15 protein-coding genes are annotated in these 20,050 nt (G+C 71.6%); 8 read left to right on the top strand and 7 right to left on the bottom strand.

From position 1 onward, the window contains the following. Positions 1–18: 18 nt before the first annotated feature. Entirely contained in the window at positions 19–504 is a 486-nt protein-coding gene (locus JNL41_RS05060) for a helix-turn-helix domain-containing protein (protein WP_293473183.1), read from the bottom strand. A 107-nt stretch (positions 505–611) separates the two neighbouring features. Between JNL41_RS05060 and JNL41_RS05055 the strand changes: the two genes are divergently transcribed. Together JNL41_RS05055 and JNL41_RS05050 are read left to right on the top strand one after the other, a co-directional pair. Continuing rightward, positions 612–1,553 carry a fatty acid desaturase gene (locus tag JNL41_RS05055; protein WP_293473182.1) on the top strand — a complete coding sequence of 314 codons (942 nt, stop codon included), beginning with the start codon at positions 612–614 and terminating at the stop codon, positions 1,551–1,553. After that, positions 1,550–3,418, top strand: a complete 1,869-nt coding sequence (locus tag JNL41_RS05050; protein WP_293473181.1) for an FAD-dependent oxidoreductase — start codon at positions 1,550–1,552, stop codon at positions 3,416–3,418. Before JNL41_RS05055 ends, JNL41_RS05050 begins: the two co-directional genes overlap by 4 nt. Before the next feature lie 9 nt (positions 3,419–3,427). Here JNL41_RS05050 and JNL41_RS05045 read toward each other — a convergent pair whose 3' ends face one another. After that, positions 3,428–4,420 (bottom strand): LysR family transcriptional regulator, encoded by a 993-nt coding sequence (locus JNL41_RS05045; protein WP_293473180.1) that lies wholly within the window; start codon positions 4,418–4,420, stop codon positions 3,428–3,430. A 143-nt stretch (positions 4,421–4,563) separates the two neighbouring features. Here JNL41_RS05045 and JNL41_RS05040 point away from each other — a divergent pair, with 143 nt between their 5' ends. Next, positions 4,564–5,850, top strand: a complete 1,287-nt coding sequence (locus JNL41_RS05040) for a cytochrome P450 (protein ID WP_293473179.1) — start codon at positions 4,564–4,566, stop codon at positions 5,848–5,850. Positions 5,851–5,868: 18 nt separating this feature from the next. Then, a complete protein-coding gene (locus JNL41_RS05035; RefSeq protein WP_293473178.1) occupies positions 5,869–6,357 on the top strand; it encodes a globin in 489 nt (162 codons plus the stop codon). A 100-nt stretch (positions 6,358–6,457) separates the two neighbouring features. Here JNL41_RS05035 and JNL41_RS05030 read toward each other — a convergent pair whose 3' ends face one another. Then, positions 6,458–8,248, bottom strand: coding sequence for an adenylate/guanylate cyclase domain-containing protein (locus tag JNL41_RS05030; protein WP_293473177.1), 1,791 nt, complete (start codon positions 8,246–8,248; stop codon positions 6,458–6,460). A gap of 238 nt (positions 8,249–8,486) precedes the next feature. On the opposite strand from JNL41_RS05030, the gene JNL41_RS05025 reads away from it, so the two are divergent. The 3 genes from JNL41_RS05025 to JNL41_RS05015 all read left to right on the top strand — a co-directional run bounded on the left by JNL41_RS05025 (position 8,487) and on the right by JNL41_RS05015 (position 12,491). After that, on the top strand, positions 8,487–9,029 hold the full coding sequence (locus tag JNL41_RS05025; protein ID WP_293473176.1) for an RNA polymerase sigma factor: 543 nt from the start codon (positions 8,487–8,489) through the stop codon (positions 9,027–9,029). 94 nt (positions 9,030–9,123) lie between these two features. Then, the gene (locus JNL41_RS05020; RefSeq protein ID WP_293473175.1) at positions 9,124–10,086 is read left to right on the top strand and encodes a FecR family protein; all 963 of its coding nucleotides are present in this window, start codon (positions 9,124–9,126) and stop codon (positions 10,084–10,086) included. A 32-nt stretch (positions 10,087–10,118) separates the two neighbouring features. Further along, entirely contained in the window at positions 10,119–12,491 is a 2,373-nt protein-coding gene (locus JNL41_RS05015) for a TonB-dependent receptor (protein WP_293473174.1), read from the top strand. A gap of 388 nt (positions 12,492–12,879) precedes the next feature. Here JNL41_RS05015 and JNL41_RS05010 read toward each other — a convergent pair whose 3' ends face one another. Both JNL41_RS05010 and JNL41_RS05005 read right to left on the bottom strand, forming a co-directional pair. Further along, positions 12,880–14,169 (bottom strand): MgtC/SapB family protein, encoded by a 1,290-nt coding sequence (locus JNL41_RS05010; RefSeq protein ID WP_293473173.1) that lies wholly within the window; start codon positions 14,167–14,169, stop codon positions 12,880–12,882. 36 nt (positions 14,170–14,205) lie between these two features. After that, positions 14,206–15,366, bottom strand: a complete 1,161-nt coding sequence (locus JNL41_RS05005) for a pyridoxal phosphate-dependent aminotransferase (RefSeq protein WP_293473190.1) — start codon at positions 15,364–15,366, stop codon at positions 14,206–14,208. Between the two features lie 275 nt (positions 15,367–15,641). Between JNL41_RS05005 and JNL41_RS05000 the strand changes: the two genes are divergently transcribed. Further along, positions 15,642–17,168: a hypothetical protein gene (locus tag JNL41_RS05000; RefSeq protein ID WP_293473172.1), complete on the top strand. Its 1,527-nt coding sequence runs from the start codon at positions 15,642–15,644 to the stop codon at positions 17,166–17,168. Between the two features lie 147 nt (positions 17,169–17,315). Here the strand turns inward: JNL41_RS05000 and JNL41_RS04995 are convergent, their stop codons facing one another. Beyond that, on the bottom strand, positions 17,316–18,902 hold the full coding sequence (locus tag JNL41_RS04995) for a peptidase S10 (protein WP_293473171.1): 1,587 nt from the start codon (positions 18,900–18,902) through the stop codon (positions 17,316–17,318). Continuing rightward, a partial coding sequence (locus JNL41_RS04990) for an aminotransferase class V-fold PLP-dependent enzyme (RefSeq protein WP_293473170.1) occupies positions 18,899–20,050 on the bottom strand: 1,152 nt, incomplete at its 5' end. The genes JNL41_RS04995 and JNL41_RS04990, both read right to left, overlap by 4 nt.

The following is a 20,050-nucleotide window of genomic DNA, read 5'->3' as shown; positions in this document are numbered from 1 at the left end:
GGGGCAGGCCGGCGGCGGCTATCGCGGCCCGGCCGTCCGCCGCGCGCGTTCGGCCTGCATGTCCGGCGATTGCGACGCGGTGACGGCGCGGGGGCTCAGCAAGGCGCCGCAGGCCTCGCAGGCCAGGTGCGGACGGGCGTCGGGGACGCCGCAGGCGACGCAGCCGTAGACCAGGGGCGGCGTCTCGCGGCCCTGCCAGCGGTCGCCCCAGGTCGTGAGCGTCACCAGGACCGGCCACAGCCCCTCGCCCTTCTCCGTCAGGCGGTATTCGTAGCGGACAGGACGGTCCTGGTAGGCGCGCCGCGCGACGATGCCGAGGTCCTCCAGGCGCCTGAGCCGGCCGGCGAGGGAGCTGTCGGACACGCCCATCTGGGCGGCGAGGCCGTCGAAGCGGCGGTTGCGGAGCATCAGCTCCTTGACGATCAGCAGGCTCCACGCGTCGCCGACCTCGGCGAGCGCGCCGGCGAGGGAACAGGTCAGCCCGCCCAGTTCGCTGCGTTTCATGCCGGCTCCCGCAAGAAAGATGACGCATCCGTCATTTTTGAGTCGCTTCGAATTCAGAAGTTGATATCGTGCGCCGCGTCGAGGGGCAAATCGGGGAGTTCCGAAGGATGGCGGACGGGACGATGGACGCCAGGGCGGTGCGCGCCGCCACGGGGATCTCCCACGCGGAGGAGAAGCGGATCGCGCTCGGCCTCTCGCCGGCCGTGGCGTGGCCGACCCTGTTCCTCGCGGTCGCGCTGCCGGCCGTCCTGCTGGGCGTGATCGCGGCGGGCCTCGCCCGGGTGCTGCCGCTGTGGGCCTGCACGCCGATCCTGACCCTGGTGTCGTATGCGCACTATTCGCTGGTCCACGAGTCCATTCACGGCAACGTCGTCGCCGCGCCGAAGCGCCTCGCCTGGATCAACACCGTCGTCGGCTGGATCGGATCGCTGGGCATGGGCGCCGGCTGGCCCGCCCTGCAACGCACCCACGTCCTGCACCACTCCCACACCAACACCGAGCGCGACCCGGACATCGTCGTGAAGGGCACGTTCGCGCAGTTGCTCGGCAAGTGGCTGGCGTCGGTCCCGATGTCGCTGCTGCCGATCTTCGCGATCCGGTTCATCGCCCCCGCGCGCTACCGGCGGCTGCGCGGCATCCTCGGTCCGGCCGAAATCGCCCAGGTCTCGGCCGTCACGCTGCTCACCTGGGCGCTGCTGGTCGCGGCGATCGCCACGGGTCGCGTGGCCGACTGGCTGATGCTCTGGTTCCTGCCGACGCGCCTGGGCGTCCTGTTGCTGAACATCTTCTTCCAGTGGCTGCCCCACCACCCGTTCGACCGGACGGAGCGCTACCTCAACACGCGGATCAGCCTGTGGCCGGGCGGCACGTTCCTGCTGCTGCAACAGAACCTGCACCTCATGCACCACCTGTGGCCCAGCGTGCCCTTCTACAACTACGCCCGCCTGTTCCGCGCCCTGCGGCCGGTCCTGGCGGCGGAGAACGCGCGGATCGAAGGCCTGATGGTCGGACCCCGCCGCCGCACGATCCAACAGGAAACCGCCTCATGAGCAAGCCCGTCGGAATCCTGGTCGAGGCGGAGGACTTCGCCAGCTACGGCGGCTGGGTGCTGGACTCGCAGTTCGAGGCCCAGATGGGCTCGCCCTATCTGCTGGCGCACGGGCTGGGGCGTCCGGTGGCGGACGCGACGACGACGATCGCGGTGGCCGAGACCGGCGACTACGAGGTGTGGGTCCGCACCCGCGACTGGGCGGCGCCGCACGCGCCGGGGCGGTTTGCGCTGTCGGTGAACGGGACGACGCTTTCGACCGAGTTCGGCGCCAACGGCGACGGTTGGGCCTGGCAGTCCGCGGGGACGGTCCTCCTGACGAAGGGCGAGGCGCGGCTGGCGCTGCACGACCTGACCGGTTTCGACGGCAGGTGCGACGCGATCTATCTCGGCCGCGACGGAACGGTCCCGCCGAATGCCGTGGACGAAGACAGCCGCCGGTGGCGCCGGGCGCTGCGCGGGCTGCCCGACCGGCCCGTCGACGGCGGCGACTTCGACGTGGTGGTGGTCGGCGGGGGCGTCGCGGGCTGCGCGGCGGCGCTGACGGCGGCGCGGCTGGGCCAGCGGGTGGCGCTGATCCACGACCGGCCGGTGCTGGGCGGCAACGCCAGCAAGGAGATCGGGCTGATGCCGCGCGGCGCGCAGGGCGCGCTGCTGCACGAGCTGGCGCAGCGCACCGCGGACGGCGATCTCGCGGCGCTGTCGCTGCTGGAGGCCGAGCCGACCGCCAGCGTCTTCCTGGAGCATCGGATCGTCGCGGCGGCCCGCGAGGGCGACAGGATCGTCTCGGTCGACGCGGTGGAGGCCAGGGGCGGCCGCGAGCGCCGCTTCACGGGCCGCATGTTCATCGACACCTCGGGCGTGGCGATGCTGGGGGTCCTGGCGGGCGCCGAGACCATGTTCGGGCGCGAGGCGCGCGCGGCGTTCGACGAGGGCTATGCGCCCGAGGCCGCCGACGACATGCACCACGGCAACACCCTCTTCTTCCGCACGCGCATGGCCGACCATCCGGTCCCGTTCCCCGACGTGCCGTGGGCGACGGAGGTCTCGAAGGACTATGCCAACCTGAGCGGCCAACTGGTGACGTCGGGTCAGGAGAACGGCCCGGGCCCCATGGCCGGCGCGAACCCCGACAACCCGACCTTCCAGTTCAGCGCCGACCCCACCCAGGCGTGGATGAACCAGTTCCCGGCGACGCACTACTGGGAGTACGGCCAGTGGCTGGACCCCTACACGTCTGGCGAGCTGGTGCGCGACTACCTGATGCGGGCGCTCTACGGCACGTTCTCGAACGTCAAGGCGCTGGAGCCCGAGGCCTACGCCAACCTGGAGTTCGACTGGATGGCCTTCGTCGCGGCCCAGGGCGAGTTCCGGCGCTACCGCGGCGACTACGTGCTGACCGAGAACGACGTCCGCAACCAGACCCGCTTCAACGACCTGCTCGTCGCCAACGACGGCTTCTTCTGCATCCACTGCGCCTGGGCGCCCGAAGAGCTGGCAAGGGGCGAGGGGAAGTACGACTTCCGCCTCAAGGACTGGATCATGGACGTCCGCGACCAGCAGCCCTACGGCATCCCGTTCCGTTGCCTCTACTCGGCCAACATCGACAACCTCATGATGGCGGGCAAGCACATCAGCGTGACCCACGTCGCGGGTTCGTCGGTGAAGCTGATGGGGAACGGCGCGCAGCACGGCATCGCCGTGGCCGCCGCGGCCTTCCTCTGCAACCAGCACGGGACGACGCCGCGGGGCCTGCTGGACGACCACTTCGAGAAGCTGCGGACGCTGGTGGACGGCCTGACCGGGCATGACCACGACATGACGAGCCATCCGCCGACCCGCCGGTTCGTGGCCGTACCGGGTTAGGGGCGGGTCCTACGGCAGGCGCTCGATGGCGCGGGCGAGGACGGAGCGGAACCAGGCGTGTCCGCGCTTGGCGCCGGCGCGCGGGGTCCAGAAGGCGTCGATGTCGAGGCGGCGGTCGGGGTAGTCGATGCCGAGAATGCGGATGTCGCGGGACCGCGCGAGCTCGACGGCGAGCCTGCGGGGCACCAGGGCCAGGCACTCGGCCTCCTCGACGATGGCGCCGATGACCAGGAAGTTCGGGACGCCGCAGACGGGCGAGACTTCCAGCACGGACGTGGGCTGGACCAGGGCCGCGCGGCCCAGGCTGGTGCGTTCGCCGACCTGGTAGACGACCTGCCGCGCCTTGCGGAAGTCGCCGGCCGGGACCACCTCGCCCCAACGGCGGTCGCGGCCCGAGGCGATGCAGACCATCTCGTCCTGCCAGAGCGGGAGTTGCTCGACGCGCTTGCCGAACGTGCGGCCGAAGGGACGCGGCGCGATCATGAAGTCGAGGCCGTCGAGGTCCTCGACGGACCGCACCGGCCGGTCGACGAAGAGGAAGTCGCAGTGCGGCGCCTCGGTCGCGCAGATGCGCGCGAGCTGCGGCGCGAGCAGGACGCTGACGTAGTCGGCCGTGGTGATCACGACGTGCAGGCGCTCCGAGGCGGGATCGAAGACCTCGGACGGCTCCAGCAGAAGGCCGAGATCGGCCAGGATCTTGGCCAGCGGCGCGCGCACCGCCTCGCCGCGCTCGGTCAGGTGGGCGCTGCGGCCCAGCGAGACGACGAGGTCGTCGTCGAACAGCGCCCTGAGGCTGCGGAGCGCCTTGCTCACCGCCGGCTGGGTGATCCCCAGCGCCCGCGCCGTCGCGGTCGCGCTGCGCGTCCGCAGCAGCTCGTGCAGGACGGGCAGCAGGTCGAGGTTGGCGCGGCGTAGCCGCTGCACCAGCAGGGCCTCGGGCCCCGGCGCGTCGGACCTCGCGGCATCGGGCAGGGCGCGTGCGGCAGGCGGCTTTCGGGCCATAGTCGGTATAACCACTCGTTATGCGCACAATTCCTAGACCGTGGATTTCGAGGGCGCCACCGCCTAACGTAACGTCGATCAGTCGAGAGACCCGGGCGGACCCCGGGGCTGGGTCCGCGTTCGCCGGGCCGCCGGAGGACGCCATGAACATCGCCGTGAAGGTCCCGACCGCCGAAACGGTCGCCGAGATCAACGCCACGCCGCTGGAGAAACTGAACCCGGCGCGGGTCGACCGCTTCTACGACGACACGATCTGGCCGGTGTTCGAACGCCTGCGTCGGGAAGACCCGATCCACTTCACGCCCGAGAGCGAGTACGGCCCCTACTGGTCGATCACCAAGTGGAACGACATCATGGCGGTCGACACCGACCATGAGAGCTTCTCGTCGGCGGACGGCATCGCGCTCTTCAACCTCGAGCATCGCGCCGAGCAGGAGAAGGTGATGGGCGAGCGGCGGCGCAACAGCGCCGGCTTCATCACCATGGACGAGCCCGAGCACAGCGTGGCGCGCAAGGCGGTCAGCCCGACGGTGGCGCCGAGCAACCTCCACACGATGGCGCCGCAGGTGCGCGAGCGCGCGGGCCAGATCCTCGACAGCCTGCCCATCGGCAAGGAGTTCGACTGGGTCGACCTCGTGTCGAAGGAACTGACGGCCATGACGCTGGCCACCCTGTTCGACTTCCCGTTCGAGCAGCGCCGCAAGCTGCCCTGGTGGTCGGACATGATCATGAACCAGCCCGGACACGGCCCGGTCGAGAGCTGGGAGCAGAAGGGCGCGGCGATGATGGAGTGCTTCAGCGCCTTCAACGAGCTGTGGAACCAGCGGGTGAACGGACCGCCCGGCAACGACCTGATCTCGATGCTGGCGCACAATCCCGCCACGCGCGGCATGCCCATGGAGACCTACCAGGGCAACGTCATCCTGCTGATCGTCGGGGGCAACGACACCACCCGCAACACCATCTCCAGCAGCGTCTTCTCGCTCAACAGGAACCCCGACCAGTACGCCAAGCTGCGCGCCAACCCGGATCTGGTGCTGCCGATGGTCTCGGAGACCATCCGCTGGCAGACGCCGCTGGCGCACATGGCCCGCGTGGCCACCCGCGACGTCGAGATGGGCGGCAAGACCATCAAAAAGGGCGACCGGGTGGCGATGTGGTACATCTCGGGCAACCGCGACGAGGAGATGATCGAGCGGCCCAACGACTTCATCATCGACCGCGAGCGGCCGCGCCAGCACATGTCGTTCGGCTTCGGCGTGCATCGCTGCGTCGGCAACCGCGTCGCCGAGATGCAGCTCACCATCATCTGGGAAGAGATCCTGAAGCGGTTCCCGGAGATCAAGGTGGTGGGCGAGCCGGTGCTGAACTGGTCGGCCTTCGTGCATGGCTTCGAGAGCCTGCCGGTGATCATCCCGACGCGTAACTGAACGGAGCCCGTACCTGCGATGACCGCTGCCCCCGCGTTCGCCCGCGCCGCCGATATCGAAGCCTCCCTGGAGGCGCTGGCCGAGGTCTGCGAAGACCCGACGCCGGTCGTCTACAAGCACCTGTTCGCCGCGCACCCCACGATGCAGCCCTACTTCTGGCGGGACACCAACGGCGCGATCAAGGGCGAGATGCTGTCGCGGACGTTCGAGGCGATCCTGGATTTCGTGGGCGAGCGCCGCTACGCGCAGCACATGATCAGCACGGAACTGGTCACCCACGAGGGCTACGAGGTGCCGCGCGAGGTGTTCGTCACCTTCTTCGGGATCATCCGCGACGCGGCGCGCGAGCTGCTGGGCGCGGACTGGACCCCGGCGTTCGAGGAGGCCTGGACCACGATGCTCGCCGAGATGGACGCCTACGCCCGCGCGACCCCGCGCTCGGACGCCACGAACGCCTATTTCGCCGCCAAGCTGGAAGAGTTCACCGCGCCCTACGCCAAGGCCTGAAGCGCGGACGCCTCACCTCGCGCCGCTTGGCGGGGAGGTGAGGTCCCTCTTCCGGCGCTGCTCGCCCACAGCGCTGTCGCGCTCGTGAAAGAGGACGCGTTCAGGCCGTCCGCGCCTTGCGGATGCGGCGGGCGGGTCTGGCGGCCGTGGCGGCGGCGGGGCGGGCGAGCCGGTAGAGCGGATAGACGCCGTAGCCCTTCGCGAGCGGGGTCTTGCCGACGTAGTTGCAGTCGAACGGGTGGTCGGCCTCCATCTCCAGCACCGCGGCGAAGGGCTCGGTGACGTAGACGCTGCCGGACGGGGTGACCGGCTCGATGCGCGCGGTCCGCGAGACCTCGGTGCCGTAGAAGGTGGTGCGGCGGCTGACGGGATCGTGGCCCGAGTAGGTGGTGCCGTAGTGCAGCGCGATGCGCATGCCGGTGCCCTCGGGCACGCCGAGGGCTTCGCAGTCGACCTTGGCGAACTGGTCGGACAGGTCGAGGGCGGCGGCGGCGGCGGAGCGGGCGTCCTCGAACACGACGTAGAGCGCGTCGCCCCAGGTGTTGCCCACCTTGATGCGGTCGGCGTAGCCCTCCAGCGTGACCGCGGCGCGGTGCATCACCTGTTCCCAGAAGGTGGGCAGGACCCGCTCGTCCAGGGTGGTGAAGCCCGGGAAGTCGGTGAACATGATGCCGTAGGTGCCGCGCTCCACCGGCGAGCGGGGGGGCGGCGGCGGCATGACGGGACGCACGATCGGCCCGGCCTCGATCACCGCCGAGCGGCCGCCGGCCTGCTGCCAGGCGCCGATGTCGGAGCCGGAGAGGGTTCGGGCGCCGACCTGCTCGACGATGGCGAGCTGGATCGCCTCGCCGTTGAGGTGGCGGGCGCGCAGCCGCGCCATGCCCATGGTCACCTTCGAGCCATAGGCGAACTGCATCATCTCGCCGACGTAGCTCATGTTGCTGGCGATGGTCATCGAGGCCGCCCTGGCCTTGCAGCGGACGTAGCGGCGCACCCAGTCGTCGCCGCCGGGGGCCACCGACTGGGCCATGAAGTCGGCCTCGGTGAAGGGCAGCACGATGTCGAGCTCGCAGCCCTCCTCCAGCAGTTGTTCGGCGATCAGGATGTCGCTGCCGGCGGCGAGCGCGCCGTAGGCGAAGCCGATCTTCTCCTTTCGGACCACCTCGCGGACCTCGGCGGCGAGGCGGGCCTCGAGCGCGGCGTCGGGCACGAAGATGTTGCCGCAGAACATCGCCACCTTCGGCGGGCGCACATGATGCAGCAGGGCCTCCAGGCCCTCGGGGTCGTCGCTGACCGCCATCAGGCGCTGGAGCTGCAGGTAGGTGGTGGAGCGCGAGCCCACGTCGGCGTCGGGCGAGCCCGTGGCCCGCAGCAGCACCCCGTCGGCGCCCGGCAGGTCGCCCAGGATCACCAGCGCCTCGGCCAGGGTGGCGAGGGCGTAGTAGTCCTGGCCCCCCTCGGCGAGCACCTGCTGGACCACGGCCCTGGCCAGGCGCTGCGCGATGCCCGGCCGCCCCGCGATCTGGGCCAGCGTGGCCGCGTTGATGGCGGGATAGCTGGAGCGGGTCTTGCCGTAGACCGCCGCGTAGAGCCGGCAGGCCTGCAGCAGCCTGGCGCGGTCGGGCTCGTCGGGCGCGGCGAACGCCTGGTCCTTGAGGAGCCGCGCCCTCAGCGAGAGCGCGTCGACGTCGTTCTTCGCGGCGAGCTGGTATTCGTCGTAGAGGCGCAGGCCCCGCTCGGTGTCGCCGAGGCGGGCGAGCGTCAGGACCTCCAGGTAGCCGAGGCCTTGGTGCCCCAGCTTCTTGCCGCGCGTGACCTCGTCGTAGGCCGCAAGGAGGTCGCCGCGGGCGAGCGCGGAGCGGATCGAGTCAATGGTTTCGTCCCCGACCATCACGCGGCCCCGCGACGACAGGCTTCCGTAAAGTCCTGCCCCCCTTGTTCGGCGTAACGGCGTATTTGGATGCAGGCAAGACTTCTCGCCTGTCGCGGTCGCAGGGCGCGCGAGGCCGTTCCATCGAGGGTTTGCGCGACTCGCGCCGATCGGGCCATGGGACAAGAAACGGCGAACGGGCCTAACTTTAACTGAACGACGCGCCGGTCCGGCCGCGTCCAGCGCATGAGGAAGCGGCGTGGCGCCTGCGGGCAGGTCCGAACGGCCGGGGGACGGAAGCCCGCTCGTCCGCGCCTTCTTCGAGAAGCGCGAGAACCTCGTGCTGTTCCTGGCCGCGCGCACGCGGGACATGGCGACCGCCGAGGACCTGGTGCAGGACCTCTACCTGAAGATCGCCGCCCAGCCGCCCGAGGACGTGAAGTCGCCGAGCGCGCTGCTCTACCGGATGGCCGGGAACCTGCTGATCGACCACGTGAGGAGCCGCCAGCGCGCCTCGCGCCGCGAGGGCCAGTGGCGCATGGACACCCGTGTCGCCGGCGCCGAGGAGGAGGTGGCGCAGGAGCCCGCGGCCGACGACGTGGTGATCGGGCGCGAGCGGGCGCGGATGCTGGCCGAGGCGGTCGCGGCGCTGCCGCCGAAGATGGGCCAGGCGTTCCGGCTGCACAAGCTGGAGGGCCGGAGCCAGGCCGAGACGGCGCAGGCCATGGGCGTCTCGGTGAAGATGGTCGAGCAGCACATCTCGGCCGCGCTCAGGAACCTGACGCAGCGGCTGCGCCCATGATGTTCGCAATGTCGGCTCCGCGACCTAGGGGCGCTCCGGGACGGCGCCGTCTTACCAGCGGTTCGGCGCAGTGTGCGTCGTGCAGGGCGGACCCATGACCAGCTTGGCGAGCGACAGGGACGGGCAGGCGGCGCAAGCCAGCGCCTGGCTCGTGCGCCTGCAAGCCGACGACGTGGGCGAGGCCGAGGCGCTGGCGTTCGACGCGTGGCTGGACGAGGCGGCGGGCAACCGCGAGGCCTATGCGGCGGCGCTGGGCGTCTGGCACGAATTCGGGATCGCCGCCCCGGCGGTGAGCGAGGAACTGGCCCGTCCGCCGGCCCGCCGGCCCGCGCAGAGCCTGACGCGGCGCTGGATGGCGGGCGTCGGCGGCCTGGCCGTCGCAGCGACCGTGACGCTGGCGCTGCTGCCGGCGCTGACCACCACCAGCGCGACCTACGCCACGGGCAAGGGCCAGCACCAGCAGGTGAAGCTGGCCGACGGGTCGCGGGTGGACCTGAACGCCGAGACGACGCTCTCGGTGAAGCTGGGCCTCTTCAAGCGCGAGGTGACGCTGAGCGACGGCGAGGCGATCTTCGACGTGGCGCACGACACGCGCCGGCCGTTCACCGTGGCGGCCGACGGCCGGATCGTGCGCGTGGTCGGCACCCAGTTCGACGTCCGCAGCCGTTCGGGCGACCTCACGGTGACGGTCGCGCGGGGCAAGGTCGAGGTGCGGCCCAGCGCCGCATCGGACCAGGCGTTCATGCTCACCCGCGGCCAGCGGCTGGAGATGGAGCGCACCGGACGGGCCGAGCTGAAGGCGGTGGATCCCGCCGAGACCTTCAGTTGGCGCGCGGGCCGCCTCGTCTATCGCAACCAGCCCCTGTCGGAGGTGGTGGCCGACCTGAACCGCCAGTTCGTCCAGCAGATCGAGATCGGCGATCCGGCGCTGGCCCAGACCCCCATCACCGGGGTCATCGTGCTCGACGATCCGGGCTCGGTCGTCGCGCGTCTGAGCTTGATGCTCCCCATAAGATCAGTACCCTCCGAAGCGGGGCTGCTTCTACTTCGGAAGTAAGGCCGAAGGACCAGTCGGAGCTGACCATCCTCGTGCGTCGGGACCTGATGGCCGCCACCGCGTGCGCCGTGGTGCTGGGCGTCGGCGGAGTCGCCGGGGCCGCGCCTTCCCGCGTCCTGTTCCGTGTCGAGCCCAAGGCCTACTCCGAGGCGCTGCTCGACCTGGCGCAGCAGGCCAACGTCACCCTGATCGGCGCGGCGGCGTGCAGCGGGACGTCGCGCGGCGTCTCGGGCCTGCTGACGGTGGAGGAGGCGCTGGACCAGGTGCTGGCCGGCGCGCCCTGCACCGCGCGCGTGGTCGCGGCGGGAACCGTCGAGGTGCAGGCGGCGGCGCGCGCCGAGGCCGCGCGGCTGTCGCCGCCGGTGACGGTGTCCGAACTGCTGGTGACCGCGACCCGGCGGGTGCGCGACCCGCGCCAACTGGCGGTGGCGGTGACCGCGATCCCGCGCGGCCAGCTCCTGGCCACCGGCTCGGCCGACGCGGGCGAGGCGGCCGGCCAGCTCGCCGGGGTGCTGGCGACCAATCTGGGGCCGGGGCGCAACAAGCTGCTGCTGCGCGGGCTTTCCGACGGCGCCTACACGGGCCGGGCCCGCTCGATCGTGGCGACCTACCTCGACGACCTGCCGGTCAACTACAACGCCCCCGACCCCGACCTGCGGCTGGTCGACGTGGACCGGGTGGAGATCGCGCGGGGCCCGCAGGGGGCGCTCTACGGCGCCGGCTCGCTGTCGGGCGTCTACCGCATCGTCACCCGCAAGCCCGACCTCACCGGGCTTTCGGCGGAGGTGCGCACCACCGGCGCGCTGACCCAGGACGGCGACCCGAGCTACGCGGTCGAGGGCTACGCGAACTATCCGCTGCGACTGTTCGGGCAGACGATCGGGCTGCGGCTGTCGGCCTACCAGGAGGAGCAGGGCGGCTACCTCGACAACATCCGCCTCGCCCGCAACAACGCCGACCGGACCGAGCGGCGCGGGGCGCGGCTGATCATGTCCTATGCGCCCACCGACGACTGGAGCTTCAACCTGACGCTGGCCGGCCAGCACCTGCGCTCCAACGACACGCACTACACGACCCCCGGCCTGAAGCTGAAGCGCGACGTCCGCATCCCCGAGCCGCATGTGAACGACATCGAGCTGGCGACGGCGACGATCCGGCGCTCGTGGGGCTGGGGCGAGCTCACCTCGTCGACCGGGGCGGTGCGGCACCGCTACGGCAGCCTGTTCGACGCCACCTCGAGCCAGCGGCTCTACACCCAGTTCGCCCAGACCTCGGCCTATGCCGAGCGCACCCGCACGACGATGCTGGTGGAGGACCTGGTGCTGACCTCGCGCGGGGCGGGTCCCGTCGAGTGGCTGGCGGGGCTCTACGGCTCCTACACGCGGACCCACTCGCCGACCGAGTTCCTGGCGCAGGTGCCGCGGGCCGACCTGATCCTGGTGTACGGCGACGACCGGCGCGACCGGATCCAGGAACTGGCGGCCTACAGCGAGGTCTCCTACGCGTTCGGCGACGGCTGGACCGTGGCGCTGGGCGGCCGGGCCTTCACGATCCAGACCCGGACGCGCTCGGCGGTGGTGTCGGAAAGCTCGCCGCCGCGCAGCTTCGACCGCGAGAAGGAATTCAGCGGCGTCTCGCCGAAGCTGTCGGTCCAGAAGACGTTCGGGGACGGCAACCTGGCCTATGCGGTGATCTCGGAGGGCTACCGCTCGGGCGGCCTGAACTCGGGCGGGGCGACGGCGCTGCCGGTGGAGCGCGAGGCCTTCTCGGCGGACCGCCTCATCAACTACGAGGTGGGGCTGAAGCTGGCGATGCTGGAGCGGCGCCTCGGCGTGAACGCGGCCACCTTCTACAGCCTCTGGGACGACATCCAGACCGACCAGTTCCGGCCGTCGGGCATCCCCTACACCACCAACGCCGGCGACGCGCAGGTGATGGGGATCGAGACCGAGGTCGCCTATCGCACCGACTTCGGCCTGCTGGCGCAACTGAACGGGCGGTTGACGCGCACGCGCACCGGCCGGCCCAACCCCGCCTCGCTCATCGCCGGGCGGCTGGCCGACGGCCTGCCGGGCTCGCCGCCGGTCTCGGCCGGCGCCGTGCTGAGCTACGAGCGCGACATCGCCGACGACGTGATGCTGCGCCTCGTCGGGCAGGCGACCTACGTGGGCCGCTCGCGGGTCAGCTTCGAGGCCGCCGAGCCGCGGACCCGCGCCTACGGCCGCGTGAAGCTCTCGGCCGAACTGCTGAAGGGGCCCTACAGCGCCCAGGTGTTCGTGGTGAACCCGCTGAACAGCTACAGCGACACCTTCGCCTTCGGGAACCCGTTCAACCTGGAGCGGTCGCGCCAGGTCACGCCGCAGCGGCCGAGGACCATCGGCGTGACGATTTCCGCGGCGCTCTAGAAAAATCGGCCGCCGACCTAGGGGGAACGCGGTCCGGCGCCGTCTCCCCCGCGACTTGCGATTTATGGAGAGCGTAGGTCGGAATGCCGGCGGCCCCTGTGACGGGGGACGCCAACAGCCGAATGTGGCGCGTGATCCCGAGCCCAAACGATCGCGCCACGGCTGGATGAGCGCGGCCCCGACGAACGAGAACGTCCGGGGCCGCGCCTCTCTTCGCGTGAAAAGAGAACCTGTTTGGCCGTTTGCGGTCGAGGTGCTAACTTGAGCACGTTGACCGCAGTCGGCTCGGGCTGCATCGACACCGCGTCGGCTCTCCAGTCGCTGACACGAGACCACCGCCCCGGTCTGAGGACGTCACACCTCGGCCGGGGCTCCTCGTCTCCGGATCCTACCCGAACAGCACCGCCAGGAGCGGATAGGCCGCCGCGCCGGCGACGACGGTCGCGGTCAGCAGGATCGCGGCCTGCAGGCCCGCCGCGCCCCGGGCGACCGCCAGCGCGAGGCCGGCCTTCACCAGCGTGTTCGCGGCGATCGGCGCGGCCAGGGCGAGGGCCGCGGCGGCGGGCGCGAGCGTGCCCGGCGTCAGATTGGCGGCCGTGACGATCGCGGAATCGACGTCCAGCAGGCCGGACAGCGCCAGCACCACCATCAGGCCCTGGTTCCCGAAGGCGTCGAGCGCCCAGCGGCCGAGCAGGGACATGGCCGCGACCAGCCCCGCGAGCAGCAGGGCCGGAACGATGTCGAACGGATTCTTCACCGGCGGCGGCCCGTCGCTCTCGGTCGTGTCGTCCTTCGCGCGCCACAGGAGCCAGCCGGCGCAGGCGGCCGCGGCGAGCCCCGCCGGGACGATCAGCACCGCCATGGGCGCCAGGGCGAACGGCGCCAGCACGCCCACGAGCACCACGACCCGCGTCAGCATCACCGCATGCGCCACGGCGATGCCGGCGATGAGCACCGCCGGTCCGCCCTCGCGCCGGGCCAGTCGCGCGGCCAGCGCGGCGGTCACGGCGGTGGACGAGACGAGGGAGCCGGCCGCAGCGGTGATCAGCACCCCCTTCGAGGCGCCGAACCGGCGTGCGGCGGCGTAGCCGGCCAGCGACAGGCCCGAGACCAGCACCACCACCATCCAGATCTGCCGCGGGTTCCAGGCGTCGTAGGGGCCGTAGCTGGCGTCGGGCAGGACGGGCAGGATGGCCAGCGCGATCAGGCCGAAGCGTGCGATGGCGTGAAGCTCGGCCTCGTCCAGGGCGTCGACCCACGCATGGAGCCGCTCGCGCGAGGCCAGCACCAGGACGGTGACGGCCGCCACGGCGGACGCGATCACGCCCTGGCCGGCGGCGGCCATGAGGCCGATGGCCAGCGTCATGGCGCCCACGATGGTGTTGGTGGCGCTGAGTTCGGTCTCGCGGACGGCGGCGCGGTAGTAGCCGATCAGCAGGGTCGCCCCGGCGAGGCCCACGATGACCGCCGCAAGGCCCGGACCGGCGAGGCGGCCGGCCTCCCACGCCAGACCGCCGGTCAGGCCCAGCAGGCCGAAGGTGCGGATGCCGGCGACGCGCGTGCCGGCGGCTTCGTCACGCTGGCGCCACCCGCGCTCGACGCCGATCAGCAGGCCCAGCGCCAGCGCCAGGGCCACGCCCTGCAACGGCGCCCAGGCGGCCATGAGTTCGTGCATCATCGCCGAACGTCATAGCTGAGCTTCAGGCTTCTGGCGCTAGACCATCAGGCCGGCGCGGAGGCGTTCGAAGCCCAGGGCGATGGCGGCGGGGTCGGCGGCGAAGCCGAGGCGGATGTGGCCGGGGGCGCCGAAGAACTCGCCGGGCGCGACCAGCAGGTCGAAGTCGGCCAGCAGGCGCCGCGCGAGCGCGCGGGTGTCCGGCGCGCCGGGCACGCGCGGGAAGTACATGCAGCCGGACGGCGGCAGGTCGCCCTCCAGCAGGCCGTCGCGGACGAGGGCGGCGGTCTCGCGCTCCATCACCGGGCGGCTCTTGGCCAGCACGCCCTGCCAGTGCGCCTCGAAGGCGGCGGGCGCTTCGAGCACATGGGCGGCGACGGCGTGGGAGAGCTTGGAGACGCCCATGTCGCCGTCCGGGGCCGCGCGGCGGATGCGGTCGATCAGGGCGGCGTCGCCCGCCATCCAGCCGAACTTCAGCGCGAAGAGGCCGAACACCTTCGTCAGGCTGGAGACCGTCAGGATGTTCGCGGCCAGCGTGGCGGCCGGCGCCGGCGTCGGCGTGGCGAAGTCGGCGTAGACCTCGTCGACGATCAGCACGGCGCCCACGCTGCCGACGGCGGCGGCCATGGCGGCCAGCTCCTCGGGCGGCAGGCGCGCGCCGCTGGGATTGTGCAGGTTGGTGACGAGGACCGCCCGCGTGCGGGGCGTGAGCCTGGCGCGCAGGTCCGGGAGGTCGACCCCGTAGCCCGGGGCCGTGCGGGCGAAGGTGTCGACGCGGGCGCCGGCGTCGGCGGCGAACTTCGCGAGGATGTCGAAGCCCGGCCGCTCGACCAGGACGTGATCTCCGGGCGCGACCAGGGCCTTGAGCGCCAGGTTGATCGCCCCCGTCGCGCCGGTTGTGGCGACGATCTGCTCGGGGGCCAGGCCGTAGCGGCGGGCGACCGCCTCGATGGCGAAGCGGTTGCCGTCGGCGAAGACGCTGACGTAGCGCGACGTGAGCTCGTCGGAGAAGGCGGTGCGCACCATGCCGATCAACTGGGCGGTGGGCTCGGGCGTGGTGCTTTCGAAGAGGATCGCCACCTCGGGCCGCGCGGCCTTGATACGCATCGCCGCCCGGACGAAGTCGGCATAGGAGGGGGCGTCGAACAGGTCGGAGGCCGCAGCGCCGGGCTGCGCGCTGGCCGCGCCTTTCGTTTGCACCGGATTCAAGGCAGTTCCCTACGCGTCCCCCGCCCGCGCTTCGGCAGGCTCCACCTAGCTTAGGCAAGGACGGCGGACTTTCTTTGCGAATTCGCGCGCGGGTTGCGGGGATCGCGGGGCGGCTATTCGCGCGGTGGTGGCGTGGCGCATAACTCATGCGCTTCGTGCGGCGCGCCGGCGAAGCTGCGGTCGCGCGCGGCGGCTGTCACGCTGACATTGCAAAGAAAATCCGCGGGCGCGCGGCTAGGTTTGCCGAAACGTCGGGAGGGGACCTGATGACCGAACGCTGGATCGCGCCCGCGATCGCCGCCTGCCTGGCGCTGGCGGCGCCGGGATGGGCCGCCGCGCAGACGCCTGCGCAAGCCGCCGCCGTGCGGGCGCCGCGGATGGCGGTGACGAAGCACGAGGGGACGTTCAACGGCGAGAAGGTGAAGTTCACGGCGACCGTCGCCGAGGTCTTCCTGAACGACGCCGCGGGCCGGCCGGCCGCGGCGGCCACCACCATCGCCTACGTTCGCGACGGGGTGAAGGACCGGGCCGCGAGGCCGGTGATCTTCCTGTTCAACGGCGGGCCGGGCGCCTCGTCCTCGCCGCTGCACATGAGTGCGCTCGGGCCCTACCGCCGCGGCCCGGCGGCGCCCGGCGACCGGTCGGGCGGCGGCTGGATCCCCAACACGGTGAGCCCCCTCGATGCGGCGGACCTGGTGTTCATCGACCCGGTCGGCACCGGTTTCTCGCGGCCGTTCCCCGGAACGGACCCGCAGCGCTTCTATTCGGTCTCGGGCGATGCGCAGGCGGTGAAGACCGTGATCGCCGCGTGGCTCAGGGCCAACAAGCGTGAGGCCTCGCCGCGCTACATGATGGGAGAGAGCTACGGCACCAGCCGGGCGGCGAACATCGCCCGCATCAGCCAGGACCTGCCGTTCGACGGCGTGATGCTGGTGGCCCTGGTGGGCGAGGTGAGCGGGCGCGAGATGCCCTATGTCGTGGCGCTGCCGACCATGGCGGCGGGCGCCTGGTATCACCGCAGGATCGACCGGGCGGGGCGCACGGTGGACCAGGTGTTCGCCGAGGCGCTGGACTTCGCGCGCACCGACTACCTGGAGGCGCTCGTCGAGGGCGGCAGCCTGCCGGCGGAGAGGAAGCGCAGGATCGCCGAGCGGATGTCGGGCCTGATCGGCCTGCCGGCCGACCTGATCGCCGAGAAGGACCTGCGGCTCTCCAAGAACGACTGGATGTTCAACATCCTGAAGGACGCGACCCTGCGCACGGGCCTGCTGGACGTGACGGTGACCGCGCCGCTGGAGCCGGGGCAGGACGGGGCGATCGACGATCCCGCGCTGGGGGTCGTGCCGAAGCGGGCGCCGGGCGCCCCGGCCGCGCCGCCGCCGAGCCCCGCGGCCCTGGGCGCGATCCCGAGCCCGGCCGTGGCGCGCTACATGGTCGAGGCGTTGAAATATCCGGCCGGCGACGAGCCGTACTACGGCGTGAACTTCGCGGTGAACGCGGCGTGGGACCACGAGCGTCCGCGCGCGCCGGGCGGGACGACCGGGCCGAGCGCCTTCGAGGCGCTGGGCCAGGCGATGCGGGCGGACCCGAAGCTGCGGCTGTTCTGGGCCGCCGGCTACTACGACCTGACGACGCCGGCCTATTCGGGCCGCTACACCCTGGACCAGGCGGGCGTGCCGGCGGGCCAGCTCACGGCCGCCTACTTCGCCGGCCCGCACGGCGTCTACGACCACGACGAGAACCGCGCGAAGTTCGCCGACGCGGTCAGGGCCTTCGTGACGAAGAAGCCTTAGGCCGCGGAGCGGCGCCGTCCATTCAATGAACCGCGGAAAACGCGGAATGGCGCGGAAGGCGGCGGCGCTGATTCCGCGTTCTTCCGCGTTTTCCGCGGTTCCAGAATGAGGGAGCCTCAGCTCGCGCTGAGGCTCGATGGGTCGTGCCTACCTCGTGGCGTCGCGGATCAACTGGCGGACGTCGTTGGAGAAGGCGGCGGCGGTGTCGCCGAGGTAGAGCATGTGGCCGCTTTCGTAGCGGCGGAGCATGAGGCGGTCCCTGGGGAGCCCGGCGTCCTCCACGCTCTGCTCGGCGGTCGCCGAGTGCGTGACGAGGTCGTAGTAGCCGCTGGCGACGAGGACGCGGAGCTTCGGCGTGCGGCGCATGGCGACGGCGAGGTCGGTGGCGAACGACTGGCCCTCGGGCACGGCGGCGCGGTTCCAGTTCCACGAGGGCAGCAGGTCGCGCCAGACGATGGCGCCGTAGGGCCGCGCCATGTCGACCTTCAGGGCCTCGGCCTCCATCTGGTGGAAGGCGGCGAGGAAGCCCGGCACGTAGCGGCCCATGGCCGGGTCGTCGGCGACGGGGTCGTTGCCGCTGCCGGCCGTCGGCAGGGTGTAGCGGCTGTCGTAGGCGCCGACCTGCAGGCCCCTGTCGGCCAGCAGCAGGCGCGAGAAGGCGCCCTCGTTCACCACCAGCGCGCGGTCGTAGGCGGACACCGGCAGGCCGGTGTAGGCGGTGAGGCGGGCGACCAGGGCGGCGCGGTCGGCCGGCGTCAGCGTGCCGGCCCTGGCCTTCTTCAGGGCCTCGACGTAGTCGCTCTTCGCGAAGGCCAGGACCTCCTGGTGGAAGGCTTCGAGGCTGCGGCCCTTGCGGTCGATCTTCTCGAAGTACCAGGCGGTGTCGGCGAGCGCCGGGAGCGCCAGGGCCTGGCGCAGTTCCGCCGCGCCGCTCTCGCCGCCGCCGTTGCGGGCGCCCAGGGTCGTGCCCAGCAGGATCACGCCGTTCAGGGTGATGCCGCGCATGTAGCCGACGTACATCGGCCCGCCCATCAGCGCGCGCGGCAGGACGGCGGCGCGGACCGAGCCGTAGCTCTCGCCCATGACGAACTTGGGCGCGTTCCAGCGCTTGTGCTCGGTGAGCCAGAGCTCGATGAACTGCGAGACGCTGTCAGCGTCCTCGTCGACGCCCCAGAAGTCGGCGGTGGAGCCCTTGCCGATCGGCCTGGAGTAGCCCGTGCCGACCGGGTCGATGAAGACGAGGTCGGCGACGTCGAGCACGCTGTGCGGGTTGTCGGCGACCCCGAAGGGCGGGGTGTTGGACGGATTCACCTCCCGGTCCAGCACCACGCGGCGCGGGCCGACGGCGCCCATGTGCAGCCAGAGCGACGAGGAGCCCGGCCCGCCGTTGAAGACGAACATCACCGGCCGGCTCGGATCGACGGGGCCGTCCTTCAGGTAGCTGTAGGAGAAGATCGAGCCGATGGGCTCGGCGGCGCGGTTGTAGAGCCAGGTCTCGCCGGCGATGGCGGTGTAGGCGATGCGCTGTTTGCCGACGCTCAGCGTGTGCCTGGTGACGAACCGCTTCGGCGCCGGCAGGGGCTCGACCGGGCCGGCGGGGTACGCCCGCGACATGGGAATGCCGGGCGGGCCGCCCGCCGCCGGGGCCGGGGGGGCTGCCGGGGCGGGCGGGGCCTGGGCGAACGCCGGCGCGGCGCTCGCCAGCAGGGCGGCGATCAGGGCGAGGGATTTCACGCGGGCGGGGCCTTGGGCAGGACTTCGAGCAGGCGGTCGATGTCGTTCATGTCGTTGAAGGCGGCGACCGACACGCGGAAGCGGTTGGCGCTGACGGTGATGCGCACGTCGCCCTTGTTGAGGACGTCGCCCAGCCTGGCGCGGGCGTCCTTCAGCGCGAAGGCGACCAGGGGGCTTCTGCTGTCCTGCGGCGTCATCGGCTGGTAGCCGCGGCGGCGCAGCTCGGTCTGCACGGCCGCCAGCATGGGCTTTCGATGCGCGACGAGGGCCGGCAGGCCCACCTGACGGATCCAGCCGATGGAGTGCTCCAACTGGACGACGCCGGTCCAGGAGGTGGTGCCCATGGCGAACTTGCCGTCGGTCCCGGCCGCGTAGCCGTAGTCGGCGGGCGTCAGGCCCTGCGGGTCGTAGGGGAAGACGTGGGTGACGAAGCGGCCGCCGACCTGGTGGTAGCCCCACCACGGGCGCTGGATCGTCTCGGCCACTTCCCTGCGCACGTAGAGGAAGGCCAGGCCGAAGTCGCCCATCAGCCACTTGTAGGAAGACGAGGCCGCGAAATCGACGCCCGCGGCGCGCAGGTCCAGCGGCGTCGATCCGGCCCCGTGGACGATGTCGGCGTAGACCGGCGCGCCGTGCGCATGGGCGATGTCGGCGACGCGCCGGAGGTCGTGCTCGAAGCCGTTGGTGGTGGAGATGTGGCTGACGGCGACCAGCACCGTCCTGTCGTTCACCGCCGCCTCCATCGCCTGCATGTCGACGCGGCCTTCGGCGGTCATGGGCAGCATGACGACCTCCATGCCGGCCTTGGCGAGCTCGCCGTAGGTGTAGAACGAGCCGAAGAAGTGCAGCGCGTCGGTGACGATGCGGCCGCCGGCCCTGGGGAAGCCCAGCGCCTTCAGCACCAGGTTCTCGCCCATGGTCGTGGACTGGATGAAGGTGAGTTCGTCGGGCGCCGCGCCGACCAGGGCGCCGAAGCCTTCGAGGACGGCCTTCTCCTTGGCGTCCATGGAGTAGCCGCTCCAGCGGCCGTCGCGGGTCTTGTAGCGGAGGTATTCCTCCAGCGCCGCGCGGGCGCCCAGCGGCATCGGGTGGGTCGAGCCCGAGTCCAGGTAGACGTAGGGCATCTTCGCGAAGGCGGCCCTGGCCGG

Source organism: Phenylobacterium sp. (assembly GCF_016793285.1).
GTDB lineage: Bacteria > Pseudomonadota > Alphaproteobacteria > Caulobacterales > Caulobacteraceae > Phenylobacterium.
This window is presented reverse-complemented; position numbering and strand designations above follow the sequence as displayed.

Bases quoted from the DNA above. Each gene is read 5' to 3' on its own strand.
- JNL41_RS05040 (WP_293473179.1), top strand. From the start codon at position 4,564: ATGAACATCGCCGTGAAGGTCCCGACCGCCGAAACGGTCGCCGAGATC.
- JNL41_RS05030 (WP_293473177.1), bottom strand. From the start codon at position 8,248: ATGGTCGGGGACGAAACCATTGACTCGATCCGCTCCGCGCTCGCCCGC.
- JNL41_RS05060 (WP_293473183.1), bottom strand. From the start codon at position 504: ATGAAACGCAGCGAACTGGGCGGGCTGACCTGTTCCCTCGCCGGCGCG.
- JNL41_RS05035 (WP_293473178.1), top strand. From the start codon at position 5,869: ATGACCGCTGCCCCCGCGTTCGCCCGCGCCGCCGATATCGAAGCCTCC.
- JNL41_RS05020 (WP_293473175.1), top strand. From the start codon at position 9,124: ATGACCAGCTTGGCGAGCGACAGGGACGGGCAGGCGGCGCAAGCCAGC.
- JNL41_RS05000 (WP_293473172.1), top strand. From the start codon at position 15,642: ATGACCGAACGCTGGATCGCGCCCGCGATCGCCGCCTGCCTGGCGCTG.
- JNL41_RS05055 (WP_293473182.1), top strand. From the start codon at position 612: ATGGCGGACGGGACGATGGACGCCAGGGCGGTGCGCGCCGCCACGGGG.
- JNL41_RS05050 (WP_293473181.1), top strand. From the start codon at position 1,550: ATGAGCAAGCCCGTCGGAATCCTGGTCGAGGCGGAGGACTTCGCCAGC.
- JNL41_RS05045 (WP_293473180.1), bottom strand. From the start codon at position 4,420: ATGGCCCGAAAGCCGCCTGCCGCACGCGCCCTGCCCGATGCCGCGAGG.
- JNL41_RS05010 (WP_293473173.1), bottom strand. From the start codon at position 14,169: ATGATGCACGAACTCATGGCCGCCTGGGCGCCGTTGCAGGGCGTGGCC.